The sequence below is a fragment of the Nocardia sp. NPDC052316 genome (assembly GCF_044547795.1).
Taxonomy (GTDB): Bacteria; Actinomycetota; Actinomycetes; order Mycobacteriales; family Mycobacteriaceae; genus Nocardia.
The window spans coordinates 757,601-771,927 of sequence record NZ_JBIUBB010000004.1 but is presented as its reverse complement, the minus strand read 5'-3'; the positions used below and the strand labels follow the sequence as shown (position 1 = coordinate 771,927).

Here is a 14,327-nt window from a genome sequence, read left to right as displayed (position 1 = left end):
GCGATGTCGCTCATTCACGGCGGAGTGCGGTTCATCCCGACCCGCGCCGGAATCGTCAACCTGTGGGACTACCGCGACCAGGAATTCTGCTTCGCCGACGGCAGATTGGTGCTGCGCGGCCCGAACGGGTCCGGCAAGACCAAGGCGCTCGAGGTGCTGTTCCCGTTCGTGCTGGACGGGCGGATCGAGCCGCGCAGGCTCAACCCGTTCGCCGGTGAAGAGCGCACGATGAAGTCGAACCTGTTGTACCGCAAGCAGGAATCGGCCTACTCCTATGTGTGGATGGAGTTCGCGCGTGGCGACTGGGACGACCTGGAGGCGGTGACCGTCGGCATCGGCATGCGCGCCACCCGCTCCTCGGACAAGGTGACCCGCTGGTACTTCGTGGCCGACGGCCGGGTCGGCGTCGACTTCTCGCTGATCGGACCCGACGACCGGCCGTTCACCCGCAAACAGCTGGCCGAGCAGATCGGCACCGACGCCATCGTCGATCGGCCGGTCGAGTACCGCAACGCCATCGACGCCAGGATGTTCGGGCTCGGCACGCAGCGCTACGACCAGCTGATCAACCTCATCCTCACGCTGCGCCGCCCGCAGCTGGCGAAAAACCTGGACCCGCGCGGGCTTTCGCAGGCCCTCACCGACGGCCTGCGCCCGCTCGACGAGCAGTTGATCCTCGACGCCGCTCGCTCGTTCAGCGACATGGAGGAGGTCGGCCGCACCCTGGAGGGTCTGGTGCACGCCGACAGCGCCACCCGCGCCTTCGTCGATGTCTACCGGAAATACCTTGCGGTGCAGGCCAAGACGGACGTCGACCAGTTACGTACCCGGCTCGACGCGGTCACGCACGCGAGCACCGCGCTGTTCGCCGCGACCGCGCTGCGCGAGCGGCGCGAGGCCGAACGCGCCACCGCCGAGACCCGCGCCGAGGATGCCGACCGCGCCTACGAGCAGGCGCTCGGCGACCGGGAGAACCTGCAACGCTCCAGCGCGTACGAGGGCAAGCAGCAGCTCGACGATCTCGCCGACGCGGTCCGCCGCCTGGAGACCTCGGCGAGCGTGCACGGCGACAAAGCGCTGAAGGCGCGCCAGACCCTCGACCAGCGGGCGCAGGAGGCCGAACGGGCGCGCGCCGCCGTACGCACCGCCGCCGCGGCGCTGGCCCGCGGCGAGGACGAGTTGCGTTCCGCCGCCGAGGAAGCCGGGATCAACTGGACGGCGCTGTCGGAGACGGCCAGGGCCGAGCAGCTCACCGCGACCGTGCGCGGCCACGCCGAGGAACGCGACGCCGACGTGCGCGCGGTCCGGCAGGCGCTCGGGGTCATGGAGACCGCGGCCGCCGAACGCACCAGGGCGGAGCGGCTCGCCGAGCGCGCACGCGAACTGAGCGAGGCGGCCGCCGCCGAGGTCGCGCACGCCGAGGCGGCGGTGGTGCTGGCCCGCACCGAAGCCGCCGCGGCACTGCGCAAGTGGTGGGACGAGCACCGCGAGGTGTACGCCCCGCTCGGCAACGGACTGTTCGAGGCCTTGGATACCGCACTGGCGCAAGCGGGTTCGGAGGAGGCGACGGTCGCGGAGGTGCTCGCCGAACGCACCGAGGCGCTGATCGACGAGATCCGCACCGAGCGACAGGAGGCGCGCGGGCGTGCGGTGATCGCGCGCGAGCAGATCGCCGAATTGACCGCCGAACGAGACCGGGTTGCTGCCCAGAGCGATGACGCGCCACCGGCTTTCGCCGCGCGCGCCAGGAGCACCGACGAGCGGCCCGGTGCTCCGCTGTGGCGCCTGGTTCGCTTCGCCGACGACGTCGCGCCGCAGGCCGCCGCGGGCATCGAGGCCGCGCTGCACGCCGCCGACCTGCTCGACGGCTGGATCTGCGCCGAGCCGCCCGCGAAGTACGACTCCGATCAGTTCCTCGTCCCGCTGCCCGTCAAGGAACGCCCGAAGGGCCGCACGCTCGCCGATGTCCTTGTCGTCGAGGAGGATTCGAGCGAGCTGACGGTGCCGAGGCAAGCCGTCGCCGACGTGCTCGCCTCCATCGCCCTGCACGAGGGCAAGGGTGATCCGACCGGCGGTCTCGCGGTGAGCACGGCAGGCGGCTTCCGGCAGGGCGTCCAGGTGGGCAGGCATCACAAGGCCGACGCCGAGTTCATCGGCGCCACCGCACGGGCCCGCCGCCGGGAACTGCGGCTCACCGAGCTCGCCGCGGCGCTCGAGGCGGCGAACGAAGCCCTGCGGGCCGCCCAGGATCAGGAAGCCGATGCCGACGCCGAGCTGGCGCGGGTCTCGGCCGCCGCCAAGGCGTTGCCGCGGGCCACGGCGGTCGCCACCGCCTTGCGCGCGGTCTCCGAGACGGCGGGCATGATGCGTTCTCGCTCCGAGGCGGCCGCCCAGGCCGAGCGCGATCTCGATCAGGCCGTCGCCGAGGCGACCGCGGTCGAGAAGAAGCTGCGCGCGGCCGCGACGAAACACCGGACCCCGCGCGATCCGCGCGAACTCGACGCCTTGGCCGCCGCCATCCGGCATTTCGAGAACACCGGCACCGGGCTGCTGCGACTGCGCACCGAACACGAGCGGGAACGCGAGCGCGAACGCGAGGGCAGCGACCGCCACGACGAGGCCAAGGATCTGGCCGAGGCGTTCGCCGAGGAGGCCGAGGCGGCCAAGTCCGGCTACCAGGAGCAGCTGCGCAAACTCGAAACCCTGCGCGAGGCCCTCGGTGCCGGCGCCGCCGACATCGACCAGGAACTCGAGCGGGCCCGCGCGAAGATCGAGGCGACCAAGGCCGAGCAGAAGGCCGCGCGCAAGGCCGCCAACGAGGCGATCGAGGCGATCGGTGACGCGGAGGCCGCCTATCGGACCGCGCACGAATCACTGGGCACCGCGCTCAACGAGGTGCTCGCCGACGTGAAAGCCCTTGCCCCGTATGCCCGCCCTGACCTGCTCCGGCTGCTCGGCGCCACCGCCGAGGGCCGCTGGCCGAGCAGTGAGGCCGCCTGGTCGACACCGGAACAGTTGCTGTATCGGATTTCTCAGGCGGGGCCCGAGGCCGAACCCCAGGTGTTGCCGGACGAGGTCGCCGAACTGTTCGAAAGCCTCACCACCGCAACGGCTTCGGTGCGCGCCAGCGAGGCGACGCGCAAGTCCACCCGCAGCGCGGTGACCGCGGCGCTGCAGGAGTTCGATGCCGCGCTGGCCGGGTCCGGGCGCGACTACCGGCTGCAGTGGGACGCCGCGGACGGGCTCACCGTGGTGCAGGTGCAGGACGACGACGGCATGTCGGCACTCGCCGATTTCGCCGCCCGCATCGATAGTGCGCGCAAAGACCAAGAGCTGCTGCTCACCGACGCGGAGCGCCGCATCCTGGAGGACGCGCTGCTGACCGGGCTGGCCCAGCAGATCTACGAACGCACCAGCGACGCCCGCGATCTCATCGCCAGGATGGGCGCTGAGATGAAGCAGCGGCGGATGTCCTCGGGCAACACCATCGGCGTGCACTGGGTGCTGGCCGACACGCTCTCCGAGCCCGCACGGGCCATGTGCAAGCTGCTCGACCGGGACGCGTCGGTACTCGGCGCGGACGAACTCGCCACCATCCGTGCGCATTTCGCCGCCGAGATCCGGGCGGCCCGGGCGGCGCATCCGGAGCGCTCCTACCCCGAAATCCTGGCGGCCACCCTGGATTACCGCACCTGGCGGGTCTTCTCGTTCACCCTCATCTCCGCCGACGGCAGCGAGGACAAGCTCACCGTGGCCAGGCACAGCGCACTCTCCGGTGGTGAGCAGTCCGTCTCACTGCACCTGCCGCTGTTCGCCGCCGCCCACGTCATGCTCGACTCGGCCGACCCGCAGGCCCCGCGCCTGCTGGCGCTGGACGAGGCCTTCGCCGGTGTCGACGACAACGGCCGCAGCGAATTGCTCGGACTCAGCGTGCAATTCGACCTCGACCTGTTCATGACCGGCTACGACCTGTGGATCACCTACCCGCACGTCCCCGGCTGCGCCCACTACGACCTCGCGCACGCCGCCGCCGAGAACACGGTCAGCGCAACCCTGCTCGTGTGGGACAGCGGCGACCTGCTCGCCGAACACGACGGCACCGACCTCACCGCCGCCCTCGGCTCCCCCAACCGCCGCCGCGTGCACTCCACGATCGAGGGTGGGATCGAACTGACCACCGTCGGCTAGCCCCTTCGGCCGACTACTCGGCTGGTGAAGTCGAAGGAGCCGCCGTCGATACCCCAGGAGATGATCCGTTCAGGGTGGATGCGGATGACCGCGCGTTCCTGGGGTGGGAACGGTGGCTCCGCGTCGTCGAGGGCCTGGGCCGTGCCGCGGACCTCGATGCCGCGAATTACGTAGGGGTCCAGGGAAACCTGTTGGTCGATGACGAACGACACCCGGCTGCCCGCCTCGACATTGCGGAACTTGCGACTGGCCCGCATCCGCATGCCCCCGATGTCGATCGTGCCGTCGGCGTTCACCCGGTAGCTGGTCGGGTTGTTCTGCACCACGCCGTCGGGTGACACGGTGGCCAGCCTGCCGATGCCTGCCTCGGCCAAAAACTGCTGTTCATTACTGGTGAAGGTCAGGTCGTTGCTCCTCGATTCGATGTCGGGTGTGCCCGGCGATGAGCCGGAAAGACGGCGGAGTGCGCTGGGATCAGAACAGAACGAGTGCGGCGCACAGTCCGGCGACGGCGATGAACTGCAGGGGGACGCGGTACTTCAGCAGGCTGTCCCACTTGTCCTGCAGCGCACGGGCATTCGGCGGAATGATGCCGCTCTGTGCAGCGGCGGTCTGCTGGGAGTTGATCGGCTTGGCGATGCGGACGTACAGGGCGAGCCAGATCAGCAGCGCCGCCACCGTGATCCCCGCCGCGACAGTGGCGCCGGTCCGCCCGGCCACCAGCGCGATCAGCAGCGTGAGCACCGCGGCGACCACGCCGCCCCCACCCACCACCGGCATGCGCTTATCGCCGTAGTAGTGACCCCACCCCGCACTCATGGTCACGGTCACGTCATCGAGCTTGCGGTAGACCGACCGGGTGATCACCGCCCCGCAGACGTCGGTGCCGTAGACGACGGCATTGGCGAGAACGGCGACGGCGGCAATGACCTGGCCGGTGACGATCAGCATTTCGGCTTCCCTCTCCAAAATCTAGCAGCGCTAGAAGTTGGAGCAAAGGTAACATTCCACTACTAGCTTGTCTAGCGTTGCTAGATTTCAGATCGCTACCGCGGGCCGTGGCCGAGGCCGAGCAGGGCGGCGACGATCTGGCCGGTGGCGTCGAGCATGCTTGCGAAGATGTCCTGCGGCAGCGGTTTTCCGTTGCACCACAGCACATTGCAGTGCGACGGGGCGTACGGGCCGACACCGAACAGGATCTGGGCGGTGTGCACCGGGTCGACCCAGAAGGCGACGTCGTCCAGGCCGCCGATGATGGGGCCGAAGGTGTCGCCGTAGCGGTACGGGTCGTCCACCGGCTCGGCGGGCACGTCGGTGACGGCGGCGACCACCCGGCGCAGGAACTCCTTGTTGTCCGGATTCGACTCGGCGGCGAGGGAAGTCTGCACATTGCCGGTGTCGATACCGCCTGGCACGCCCAGCCGGACGATCACCATGTCGCGGCTCGGGATCACCACGTTGAACTGGCCGAGTGCGCCGACGAACGCGTACAGGTCGCGGGGTGCGCCGCGGAACATCGGATGGTCGAACACTTTGGCGGTGGGCACCGTGGCGGTTTTGTAGGAGTCACCGGCGTTGAGCCAGAACAGGAATCCGTAGCCGCCGTTGGCCTCGGTGGGCTGACGGGCCTGCCGGATGTAGTCCGGATCGATCAGTTGTGTTCCGCCCCAGCGGCCTTCGTGCAGCAGGAGCAGACCGAGCCTGGCCAGATCGTCGGCACGCATCGCGAGACCGCCGTTGACGGCCGTGTTGCCGCTGCGGTCGCGCAGCCACACCCACTGATCGCGATCAATGCCCAACGGCTGCATGAGCTCTCGCTGGACGAAGTCCTGGAAATCCGTGCCGGTGGTGAGCTCCACGATCTTCGGCAACAGGGCCAGCACGGCCTGGGCGTACTGGAAAGTGGTGCCCGGCTCGAAGGCGGGTGGGGTGTGCAGGGTTTGCAGCACCTCGTCGGTGGCGATACCCGCGACATCGGCGGCCCAGGAAAAGCGCAAGCCGGTCGTTTGATTCAGCACCTGCCGCACGGTGAGCGCGGCATGCGCGGCGTCGGCCTGCGGGAAGAACTTGCCGAGTGGATCATCGAGGCCGAAGTAGCCCAAGGTGATCGCACGGCCCACCGCGACCGAGGTGACGCCCTTGGACGAGCTGGCCAGCGGCATCGGCAGATTACCGGTGCCGGTGCGGTCGCCGACCAGGCAGCCGTGCCGGTACACCTGAATCGCGTACGCGCCCTTGGCCGAACCGAAGTTCAACGCGTCGGTCAGCGCGGTAGGGTCGAGTCCGGCGGCGGCCGGGTCGACGCGTTGCACCGGTTGGCCTGCGAGTGGTTCGGCGCACGCGGTACCGGGAGCTACCGTAACGCCGGGCTGTGCCGCAGCGCTGGGTTCCGCCGCAGCGCTGGGTTCCGCCGCAGCGCTGGGTTCCGCTACAGCGCTGGGCTCCGCTACAGCGCTGGGCTCCGCTACAGCGCTGGGCCCTGCCAATACGAAGGTCACCACAGCGGTGACACTGAGCCCGCCCGCCCACGCTCGACGGAAATTCATACACGACCCATTTCTGTTCTGTTCCTGGCTGATTCAGTGACGCAGGCTTCGTGCGTCGGCGCTAGTTCAGCGCATCGGCGAGCGCATTGCGTTCCACGCTGAAGAAGGTCTTGTCGGCGGGCAGCCGCCAGTCGGGGCCGACGAAATACGCCTTCGCGACCTCGTCACCGAACGCCTGATACCGCAGCCACGCCAGCGCGGTGCCCGTGTGCAGGTAGCTGTCCAGTCCGTCGACCGGCGAGAAGTGGCTCACCCCACGGGCATTGGCGATCCACGCGGGCGCTTGGTAGGACAGGTTGTACTGCCACCAGCGCACCCAGGCGAAGTCCGGCACGACGAAATCGTTGTAACCGGTGAGGAACAGCGTCGGCACCGAGACCAGCGCGCCCACCGCGAGCGGGCCAGGTTCGATGGCGAGCACGCCGCGCACCCGCAGCACCGGATCGATCATCGACGCGATACCCGGGAACACCGTTCCGGCTTGCAGCGCCGCCTGCCCACCGCCGGAATGACCACCGAAGAGCGTGCGGCTCAGATCGATTCGGTTGTACAGCGGCGAGTTCGGGTCCCGGTCGGCGACCACGGCGGTGGCGACGCCGAGGGCAGGCACGTACGCCAGCGAGTTGAAGAACTCATAGGGGATCACCACCACGAAGCCGTGGCTCGCCCACTGCCGGGCGAGTGCGTCGTACATTCCCGGGTTCGCGCCGAATCCCGAGGTGAACACCAGCAGCGGTGCCGCGGGGAGGTCGGCGATATCGGCCGGGTAGTAGGTGTTCACCCCGATCGGCGAGTCCAAGCCGTTGGGAAAGGCCTGGGTGCAGGTCATGTCGTCGCGGTTGCCGAGCATGTGCACGACGATGTGTTCGACCATCCCCCAGACCGATTCCTGACACGGATTCGTGCGCACCGGTGTCGCGACCGGGTGAGGGCCGGGCTTGTTGAACACACTCTGCGCGGTGGTTCCCGGCTCGGGCACCTCCGCGGTCGCGGCCGGCGCCGCCACCGCGGCGAACACCGCGATCGCCGCCGCCAAAACCGCGGCCCCTGAGCGCATCCGAGCGGCATACCTCATCATCGAGGGCTCCCTCATCCGTCCGGCACCGTTGCCGGACCTGCTTATCCGATAGTGAAACCATTCAGTCTCGAATTGCAGAGAGTACTCGGCAGTGGCCTACGACACAATGGGGTACGCCAGGCCGGTCAGCGCAGCGTCGACAGGTCGCGTCCCGCGATCCAGCCCCAAGTGAGCGCGCAGGCGATGGTCAGCCCGCCCGCGATCGTGCCGGGGCCGAACACTGCCGCCGCCGCATTGCCCGCGGCGTAGAGACCCGGGATCGGGCGGTCGGACCAGTCGAGGACGCGGGCGTGGTCGTCGGTGCGCGGGCCGCCCTTGGTGCCGACCGCGCCGGGGTAGACCGGAACGGCGAAAAACGGTGGCTCGCTTACCGGTCCGAGGTTCGGATGGGTCGCGGTCGGGTCGCCGAACGCGTGCTCGTATCGGGTGCGGCCCCGCTGGAAGTCGTCGTCGCGCCCGGCCTCGGCCATCGCGTTGAATCGGGTGACGGTGTGCGACAAGGCCACCGGGTCGATGGCGATGCGCTCGGCGAGTTCGGCGAGACTGTCGGCGCGGATCAGCCAATCCGGCGCGGGCGCACCCGCGGGGATGCCCGCGACCGAGTATTTGGCGCGGAATCGCGCGTCGCCGATGGCCCAGGCGGGTAGGTTGCGTGGCCGATGGGTGTTGGGATCGAGTTCGGCGAAGGCGCTCGCACAGTTGTGGCCGGCCTCGTTGACGAATCGGCGACCCGCCGGGTTCACCCACAACACATGGGGCAGTGACCGTTCCGGCAGCGTGAGCTGCGGCTGCGGTGTGGCGGCGGGGTCGGGCCAGCTCCGGTCCGGCGCCTGACAGGCAGGCCAGGACCAGTACTCGCCGGTGTAGGCCAGTGCGGCGCCGACCCGTCCGGCCATTCGCAGCGCGTCGCCGTGCTGGATCGGCGGCGTCACCGGGTGGGTGAGCGGCCCGGACAACAGCTGTGACCGCAGCGCCGGATCGTGCTCGAAGCCGCCGCTGGCGAGCACGACCCCGCAGCGTGCGCGAACCACACTGTCCGCGTGGTCGACGCGCACGCCATCGACCCGCCCCTGCTCGTCGCGCGTCAGTTCCGTTGCCCGGCACTCCCGGATCAGGCGCACGCCCGCCTTTCGGCAACCGTGCAGCAGCCCGACCACCAGCCCGGCACCGAGCGTCACCGTCCCGGCGGCCATGCGTTCGGCGATCAGCTCCATCGGCGGTGCGCCACCGGCGAACAGATGATGCTCCAGCACTTCCTGATTGGTCAGCACCGGTGCGAAAAACGGTGCCGGCCAGACCAGTTCGTCCAGATCACCCAGGTCACCCAGGGTCATCGGACCGACCTCGAGGTGCCGCGCGGTCTTGCCGCCGGGCAGCTCGGCGAAGGTGTCCGGATAGGCCGGCGCCGGGGCGAAGCGGATCGGCGAGTGCTCCTCCAAGAAGCGCACTACCTCGGGCACTGTCCGCACGAACGTCTCCACCATAGCGTCGTCGCGTCCGGGTGCCGCGGCACGGCAGTAGGTGAGCGCCTCCTCGACGGAGTCGGCCTCGCGCATCCGATGGTTCGCCGGGGCCCACACCTGCCCGCCGGAGACCGCGGTCGACCCACCCCAGCGCGGCGACGCCTCGAGTACCACCACCTCGGCGCCGCCGTCGGCAGCGGCCAGCGCGGCCGCCAAACCCGCTGCACCCGAGCCGATCACGACAACATCGGCGTCGATCATGACAACCTCCTCGCTATTTTGTTTATTAGTACACAAAAAAGCGGAAGGCCTGTCAAGAGCGCGGAAGCAGTCCGTCGAGCAGTGCGTTGAGCCCGAAGTCGTAGTTGTCCCACGCATGGGGCCACGCGGTGGCGAGTGCGGCGACCGCCGGCGTCTCCCCCGGATCCGCGGCTTCGATCATCGCGACCTGAAAACTAGTGCGATCCGGATCGGAACCGGTGCGCGTCATCGCTATTCGGATGGTCAACACGCCGACGGTGTATTGCCACACCGCCCGATACGCGGCGCCCGCCTGCTCGGCGGTGAGCCCGCAGGCGACGAACGCCTGCAACAGCTCCTCGAGCAGCCACAGAATCGATCGGCCGACCAGGTTGCCGCTCGCCAGCACCCCGACCACCCAGGGGTGCGCCGCCAACTCGTCGTGCAGGAACCGCCACAGCACCACCAGTCGCTGTCGCGGATCGTCGGGCAGCTCGGGCCGTTTCAGCGTGGCCGCCACGCGGTCAAGCAACAGCAGCAGCAATTCGTCCTTGTCCCGGACATGGCGGTAGATGGCCATCGGAGAACTCGACAGTCGCTGCGCGACCGCGCGCATGGTCAGCGCGTCGATCCCACCGGAGTCGACGATCTCCTCCGCAACCAGCAGGATCGCATCCCGCGACAGCCGGGCCGGGCGCCCACGGCGCCGCACCGAATCGTTCATCCCCGCAGTTTGACAGCCCGCGGACGGCTGAGCCGCAACCCGCCTCGGCGACTAACGGGTGCTGGCGTCCGGGCGCATCGGCGGGCAAGCGCCGCCGGGGGCGGTGGCCCGTTCGAAATGCCACCATTCGTTGTCGTACATGCGGCACAGGCCCCAGCGGTTCCCGTTGGCTTCCAACCACTGTGCCCCGACGAGGGGGCCGACGTCGACCGCGTGGCCCGAGACGTGGGTCGACTCCTCGGGTGGCAGCACCCAGCGGCGGGCCGCGTCGGGTCCGCCGTAGGTCGCCAAGCCGTCGTCCCACAGCTGCTGCTGCTCATCGGGGGTGCGGTAACCGGAGGTGATCGACAACGGCACACCTTGCGCGTGCGCCTCGTTCTGCGCCAGCGTGTAAGCCACCGCGAGACCGGGTTCCAACCCCTCGGTCCCCGCCGCCGACCCCATCGCCTCCCGCTGGTCGGCAGGCACCCGCTCCTCCGCCCCCGCCTGCGGCGCCAGCAACCCCGTCGCGACCAGCGCGGGCAACACCGCCACCGGCAGCCCGAGCCCTAGTCGTTTCCGCACACCACTCCGCAACACCATGCCGGCGATGGTAACGGGCCGCGCCGACGACCGCCTCGGTCGCCGGCCACGCTCAGAGGTCCAGCTCGATACGCAGCTTGGACGACACACTCTCCATGGTCTCCGCACTCAGCTCACCGTGCGGCCCGGATAGCCATGGCCGATAGGTGCTCGAGATCAGGTCGACCCTGACCCACCCCACGATCGGGTCGGCGCTACCGAGCTGAACCGCGACCATCGATTGCGGATCCAGACGTTCCACGGGAGCGGTCAGCACCCGGACCCGCTCGTCGGGCAGCCGGTAGTCCGCCGAGACGATAACGCGGTAAGGCGTGCGTGGATCGTCTTCCCGCGAAGGCCGGTCACGCTCGAACTGATAGACCTCGCCCCGCCTCATGCGCGCGGACCGCGACGCGTCTCGGCGTCGACTTCGGCCGCGCGTTGGTCGGCGAGCTCGGCTTCGGCTACCGCGACGTCATATCTGCCGAGGCTGCGATCGCGAGCCGCCGAGCGAATCGCGTCTTGATAGAGCATCCACCGGTGCGCACAGCGCGCGAAATACGGCGACAGCTGCATCCCGGCTTCGGCGGCGCCCTGCTGGAGATCGGCAAGGACAGCTTCGTCGACCGTGAGGGTGATCTTCCGCGTCGCCATACTTCTCACCATACCACTAGCCATACTGCTGGCCGAGAGAGAAAGCGGCGGGGCCGTCGCCCTGCTCGAAGCCGTCGAGCGGCGGGATGGGTCGGTTGACGAGTAGTCATAGTCGATGGGCATCGCCCATGCTTACCTGAAAACCGTTGGGTGGCAAATGCTTCATCCACAAGGAATGCGGGTTGTCCACAATCTATCCCAGTGCTGTGGATCACAGTGTGCGGGCGGTTGCTACCAGTCCGATTCGTGACAGTTGGGGCGTTGTCGCGAATCCGCTTGCCGCCCAACTGGAGCCGCCGGCCCCGATCAGGCCGCGGACGGCACCCGGGCTGAGGCAGCGGGTGGTCGCCCGCGGACCGGGCGGGTTGTGCACAGGTCGCGGCGGTGTACACATTCGCTCCCCAGGGATGTGAACAGCCACTACAACGGACAATTCGACTAGCGCACCGGACAATTCGGCCGAATCACTCGCGCAATGGAGTGACCAGTGTGAGATGGTCCCGTTCGGCGACGGGCATCCGCGCGGCCCCGGGGTGGCGAATCGCCTCCACCGCTTCACGATTCCGCCCGATTCGCTCGATGATTTCGCTACCGTGATCGCGGGCGTAGGCAATGGCGATTTTGATCTTGCCGGTATGCAGGCTCGACTTCGCGCTCAACACTGCGATGCGCCGCTCTACCGGACCGTCCAATTCCTGTAGGCGGGCAACGACTTCCCAGACATCGGGGCCCGCGACCAACGCGGCGCGGCGATCGTTCATCGGTCCGCGGAAAACAATGCCGGGATGGTCGAGCTGATCGACCCCCTCCCGGATGAGGCGATCTAGCAATGCGGTAGAAGTAGTACCCTCGCGTGCGGCGCGTGCGGCCAGCCTGCGGCTAGCGGATTGTGAGAGACGCAGTGTTGTCGTGATGACCCTGGACGTACTCATTGTCCTCCTCGACCTTCAATGGCAGCTGAGATCAAACGGCACCCTGAACCAACGATGTACATCGCTAAGGGTGCCTCGCGAAACGGCCAGGTCACCCCGGCGATCGGGGTGACATCGGGATGTCCGCACAAAAGCCTCACCGAAAATCAAACGCCCAGCTCACGCCGCCTGCTCAGCGTCGGCGTCGCGAAACAGGGCCCCATTCCAGGCCGTATGCCGCGAAATCTCGGGCGGGATCGCGTACCGCCGAAACGATTTCCACGACGCGTTCCGGCAAACGGCACCGGTCATCGGTTGGCTGCGTCGCGAGCCGCCACCCGGCCGACTTTGCTACTCGAGCCGACGAACAGTTTCGCGCGAAGTGTTCGAGGCGCTTCTCGACGGTGTACACCGAACACATTCCGCTGCGCGCGATTTGCGTATCGGTCAGCCTGGCGCGACGCGGAGGGCGCGGTGCCGAACGCGTTTATTGCCCGAGAAAGAATGGCTACCGGAAATGGTGCCGCGCGGCGGACACTATCGCCGCACAACAGGCGACGCCACCTGCGATTCGAGGGTGTGCAGCACCCAGCGATCCTTCCCGTCCGCCTTGGCCCGATAAAGCGCGGTATCCGCGGCGTCGAGCAATGCCTCGGCCTGCGTGCCGACCACCGCGGTCAGCACCGCACCGATACTGGCCGACATCCGCAGCCGCAGCGCGCCGATGGAGAACGGGTCGACGAGGGCCGATTGCAGACTGGTCGCCACGGCGGTCACCCCGGAATGGTCGGCGGGCGGCGGAATGACCGCGACGAACTCGTCGCCGCCGATGCGCGCGACCGGGCACCGGTAGTCGAGCACGCTCTCCTGCAGCCGCGACGCCACCGCGGCAAGCACCTGGTCGCCGGTCCCGTGCCCGTAGCGATCGTTGACGTCCTTGAATCCGTCGATGTCGATGAAGCACAACCCGACCCGATCCTCGATGTCTGCGGTGGCGATCATCGCCTCCACCCGTTCGAGCAGATGCCGCCGGTTCGGCAGCCCGGTGAGCAGATCATGGCGGGCCTGCCGATGTAGCTCGTCGCGCAGCCGGTGCTGCTCGGTCACGTCCTCCCCCACCGCGAGCAGGTAGTCGTCCTGCCTGCCGACGCCCTTGACGAAGGTGATGGCGAACGCGGCCCACCCGTAGCTGCCGTCGGCGCGTACGAGCCGTTGTTCCAGTTTCACCGTGCCCTTTTCGTGCGGCACCAGCTCCTCGTAGACCAGGGTGCGGATGTAGTCCCGGTCCTCGGGGTGCGCGAAGTCGTAGACGGACGCGCCGCGGAGTTCGTCGACCGGCACGCCGAGCATGTCGGTGAGGCCTCGGTTGGCGTCCAGCAGGGTGAAGTCGGTGCCCACGATCGCGATCGCGACCGCCGCGTTGTCGAAGACGACCCGAAACCTGTCGTCGGCCGCGCGGCGGGCTTCCTCTCGAGCCTGTTCGACCGATTGCCGTTCGAGGAAGAACTGCCGATGCAGCTCCGCGCCATAACCCTGGCCGAACGCCGCGAGCAGCGCGGAGAGCCGATAGCCACAGTCCGGGTGCTGCTCGCCCAATCGGTACAACACCTTCGCGGAGGCGACCGGCACCTCCGAGCCGAGCACACCGGCGGCCACCAGCGCGGCGCCCGCGTCCGCGGCGACGCTGGCATCGAACGGATCGGCGTGCAGCCCAGCAACCAACTCCCCGACCAGGCCGGCCAGCAAGCGCAACGTCTCATGCGGCGGCACCGGCATGCGGGTCACCGTGGACAGCGCGTGCCACCATCCGTGCGCCAGTGTGTTTCGTTCGATCTGTTCCACCACGACCCCTTGATAGTTCGGCCGTCGCTAACCCGCTCGACAGTGACACGTCTAGCACGCGCGGAATCCGTTCGCACGGAAGTATTCCCAGTGTTGGCCAAAGGATCAGGTCGGTGCGGT

General features: G+C 68.6%; 12 protein-coding genes. 1 reads left to right on the top strand and 11 read right to left on the bottom strand.

The features are described from left to right. Positions 1–3 precede the first annotated feature (3 nt). Positions 4–4,188, top strand: a complete 4,185-nt coding sequence (locus ACIHA7_RS21990) for a TIGR02680 family protein (RefSeq protein WP_397292553.1) — start codon at positions 4–6, stop codon at positions 4,186–4,188. On the opposite strand, the gene ACIHA7_RS21985 is transcribed toward ACIHA7_RS21990, so the two are convergent. From ACIHA7_RS21985 to ACIHA7_RS21935, 11 genes are all read right to left on the bottom strand, one after another. Next, positions 4,185–4,592, bottom strand: a complete 408-nt coding sequence (locus ACIHA7_RS21985) for a PPOX class F420-dependent oxidoreductase (RefSeq protein ID WP_397293121.1) — start codon at positions 4,590–4,592, stop codon at positions 4,185–4,187. The two genes, ACIHA7_RS21990 and ACIHA7_RS21985, sit on opposite strands and share 4 nt — an antisense overlap. Positions 4,593–4,662: 70 nt before the next feature. After that, a complete protein-coding gene (locus tag ACIHA7_RS21980) occupies positions 4,663–5,139 on the bottom strand; it encodes a DUF1772 domain-containing protein (protein ID WP_397292551.1) in 477 nt (158 codons plus the stop codon). Between the two features lie 95 nt (positions 5,140–5,234). Continuing rightward, the gene (locus ACIHA7_RS21975; RefSeq protein WP_397292549.1) at positions 5,235–6,500 is read right to left on the bottom strand and encodes a serine hydrolase domain-containing protein; all 1,266 of its coding nucleotides are present in this window, start codon (positions 6,498–6,500) and stop codon (positions 5,235–5,237) included. A 295-nt stretch (positions 6,501–6,795) separates the two neighbouring features. Further along, positions 6,796–7,812: an alpha/beta hydrolase gene (locus ACIHA7_RS21970; RefSeq protein WP_397292547.1), complete on the bottom strand. Its 1,017-nt coding sequence runs from the start codon at positions 7,810–7,812 to the stop codon at positions 6,796–6,798. A gap of 125 nt (positions 7,813–7,937) precedes the next feature. Continuing rightward, the gene (locus ACIHA7_RS21965) at positions 7,938–9,536 is read right to left on the bottom strand and encodes an FAD-dependent oxidoreductase (protein ID WP_397292543.1); all 1,599 of its coding nucleotides are present in this window, start codon (positions 9,534–9,536) and stop codon (positions 7,938–7,940) included. Positions 9,537–9,588: 52 nt separating this feature from the next. Next, complete coding sequence (locus ACIHA7_RS21960; RefSeq protein WP_397292540.1) at positions 9,589–10,239, bottom strand: TetR/AcrR family transcriptional regulator; 651 nt, start codon at positions 10,237–10,239, stop codon at positions 9,589–9,591. 51 nt (positions 10,240–10,290) lie between these two features. After that, the gene (locus ACIHA7_RS21955) at positions 10,291–10,821 is read right to left on the bottom strand and encodes a M15 family metallopeptidase (RefSeq protein WP_397292536.1); all 531 of its coding nucleotides are present in this window, start codon (positions 10,819–10,821) and stop codon (positions 10,291–10,293) included. 52 nt (positions 10,822–10,873) lie between these two features. Continuing rightward, entirely contained in the window at positions 10,874–11,197 is a 324-nt protein-coding gene (locus ACIHA7_RS21950) for a hypothetical protein (protein WP_397292533.1), read from the bottom strand. Then, entirely contained in the window at positions 11,194–11,454 is a 261-nt protein-coding gene (locus ACIHA7_RS21945) for a hypothetical protein (protein ID WP_397292530.1), read from the bottom strand. The genes ACIHA7_RS21950 and ACIHA7_RS21945 overlap by 4 nt, the downstream gene beginning before the upstream one ends. Before the next feature lie 464 nt (positions 11,455–11,918). After that, entirely contained in the window at positions 11,919–12,386 is a 468-nt protein-coding gene (locus ACIHA7_RS21940) for a hypothetical protein (protein ID WP_397292526.1), read from the bottom strand. 516 nt (positions 12,387–12,902) lie between these two features. Beyond that, positions 12,903–14,207 carry a diguanylate cyclase domain-containing protein gene (locus ACIHA7_RS21935; RefSeq protein ID WP_397292524.1) on the bottom strand — a complete coding sequence of 435 codons (1,305 nt, stop codon included), beginning with the start codon at positions 14,205–14,207 and terminating at the stop codon, positions 12,903–12,905. Positions 14,208–14,327 lie beyond the last annotated feature (120 nt).